General features: G+C 44.6%; 2 protein-coding genes. Both read right to left on the bottom strand.

Features of this window, described 5'->3' with window-relative positions; all coding sequences use genetic code 11:
- Positions 1-148 precede the first annotated feature (148 nt).
- Positions 149-559: a hypothetical protein gene (locus C7Y66_RS30345; RefSeq protein WP_106548370.1), complete on the bottom strand. Its 411-nt coding sequence runs from the start codon at positions 557-559 to the stop codon at positions 149-151.
- Between the two features lie 99 nt (positions 560-658).
- Positions 659-2,311 (bottom strand): IS1182 family transposase, encoded by a 1,653-nt coding sequence (locus C7Y66_RS30340; protein ID WP_106548369.1) that lies wholly within the window; start codon positions 2,309-2,311, stop codon positions 659-661.
- Positions 2,312-2,491: the final 180 nt, after the last annotated feature.

Genomic DNA, 2,491 nt, shown 5'->3' with positions numbered 1-2,491 from the left:
CTTTACAACGTGTCCCATTTTGCACGTATCTGATACTGTTGGCGAAATATTGCTTAACATTGTAATACATAGCTAGAAAGTGCCTCCTATCCATGCAATACATGGTAAAAGATTGGTTGTGATGGCAGAGCGAGAATTACGAAAATACCTATAGTGAAGCCTTTAGTTCAGCAATGAAACGATTGAGGGCTTTTTGGGCAGTTTTGTATCCAGGGGCTTGTTTACCTAACTTGAGTTCCGACATCACACGGTCGCGCAAAATTTCAAGTGCTGCTACCCTCTTCAACATGACTGACTGTTCTGCAATCACGGGATCGGTTATTCGATCGTGTTCTTCATCCCGTGTAATATGCGGTGGAGGGCTATCGTCGTGCCGTGTAATACTTGGCAAAACCCGATCTTTAACAATCTGTTCTAAATAGTCAGCCCTGGTTAAGCCTGAGCATTCAGCAGCAATACCAATAGCCTTCCAGGTTTCATCAGTTAATCTTAAAGAGCGTACCTGACGATAGTTGTCGTTTTTTAGAGTGAATTTCCCCTGAGTATCCCGTTTCAGCATCAACCCAACCATGTATTACACGACTAGGTTAACTTGACCAGTCGGAGTCTAACCAAGTAATACACGGAAAAACACTACAGAGGCTTTCTTTCATAGGATCTAAATGTTTGGCTCTGCCAGCAGTGTAAAGTGTGAGGAGCGAGTTTTAGCCAGTGGTATTTCCTCCAACCACGCAAAAACTCGACCTAGATTGATAGCGGCAGCCGTCACGATATGCTGTAGGTGAGTTTTAGCTAGCCCAATATAACGGCACTCGCGTAATTCAAATGCTCGGATTCCTTGAGAGATAGTGGCTTCAATCCCTGAGCGCAGTGCATACTGTTTTTGAAACTGCTCGGTTTTTTGTCGCTCCCTTGCTTTTTGAAGAGCTTCGTAATCGGATTGTGTCTGTATGGTTAACCCGCGAGGGTTTGTTTTTGCACGAGTACATTGGGAGCGAACAGGACAGGCTAAACAATCACGTTGCCGAAACTCAACATAAATTACGGGTTTACCATAACCGTCTTTATTTTTTTTCCAAAGATAACTGCGCTTACCTTGAGGACAATATACCGCTTTCTGCTTCCAATCTATTTGAAAATGGGATAAATCAAATCCAAGTCCGGCTTTTGCTTGCCATCCAACATTGAGAGCCACTGGTCCGCACAAATCAATGTTATAGTCCCGCTCCGAGCTAGAAAGTAGTTGTGCTGAAGTGTAACCAGAGTCTACTAAGTGTTGTTGAGGTAAGAGGTCTTTTCGATCCAAAGCGCGATGAATTGAAGGAACAACAGTTTGGTCTTGACTTGTGGCAGGGGTAGATTCTACATGAGTAATGATATGAGGTAAATTTTCATCACAACTTTCTGTCAAATGCACTTTGTACCCTGTCCAGTTCGTAGTACGTTTGGTGCTATTACGCGCTTCCAAGTCGTAGGGTGAGCGAATTCGTAGTGCCGAAGGTGGACCATCTTTTTCATTGCGTAGCTGGATCTTGTCTGTTGGTGCATAGTATTGCTGTACCCAAACCTGACGCAAGACTTCTACTGCTGGTAGTTGTCGCAGTTCCACGGGCGCTGTTTGAGAATAGATAGCATCAAGTAACTGAAAGCCATCAGCCCCAATTGTTACAGCCAAAGTTTCTCGTTCTGGAGCCGTTCTGGGCAGTCGGGAGTCTTCAAAGCGTTTGCTATAGCGGTCATACCACTCGGCGGGAGCCAATAACTTCAGCCAGATGGGGGCGATTTCTGCTACAGCATTTAAAGCAGACCGCAGGGTTTCCCCCAAGTGTTCTAGTCTAGTTAACTCTCTGACTACCGCTAGTATATGAGTTGAGTCAGTGCGCTGTTTTCCTCTCGCCCGAAGTAGTTTGAGTTCCTGAAATCTCTTGAGCATCAAGTTTAGTATTTGTTGCTCAACATCACCCTCAATAATTCGGTCACGAAATTCGCTCAAAACACTAAAGTCAAAACCTGGATCTGTTAACTCTAAGGACAGAGCGTATTTCCAGTCAATTCGCCCTTGTACTGCTTGTGCTGCTTGCCTATCGGACATGTTTTCTAAAAATTGCATTACCAGTACCATTGCCAAGCGCCAAGGTGCTAGTGCTGGCTGACCGCGTTGTGGATAAAGGGAGGCAAAGTCCTCATCCTGATAGAAGACCCCAAGCTCATCGCGTAGCCGCATATAGAGATTACCTTTAGGAAATGCTGCTAGAGCTACACGCACCGTTTGTTCAGGAACGGGAGGAATTTCTTCAGGGTGTAGGCACATATACTCGTCTCCCTAGCCATTTCTAGTTTATTGGTAATTGAGATTGCTAACTCAGTTTCATCCTTTACTATGTAATACACGGTAAAGTAAATTCACCTCTCCATGTAATACACCGTCAAGTTTAGAATTCCAATGTTAAGCAATATTTCGCCAACAGTATCCGTATCTCGGCGGCCACCC

This window comes from Chroococcidiopsis sp. CCALA 051 (genome assembly GCF_003015105.1).
GTDB classification, from domain to species: Bacteria; Cyanobacteriota; Cyanobacteriia; order Cyanobacteriales; family Chroococcidiopsidaceae; genus Chroococcidiopsis; species Chroococcidiopsis thermalis.
The sequence above is the reverse complement of the archived record's forward strand: the minus strand, read 5'-3'. Positions and strand labels throughout refer to the sequence as shown.

Coding starts and splice junctions, on each gene's coding strand:
- C7Y66_RS30345 (WP_106548370.1), bottom strand. CDS start 559: ATGCTGAAACGGGATACTCAGGGGAAATTCACTCTAAAAAACGACAAC.
- C7Y66_RS30340 (WP_106548369.1), bottom strand. CDS start 2,311: ATGTGCCTACACCCTGAAGAAATTCCTCCCGTTCCTGAACAAACGGTG.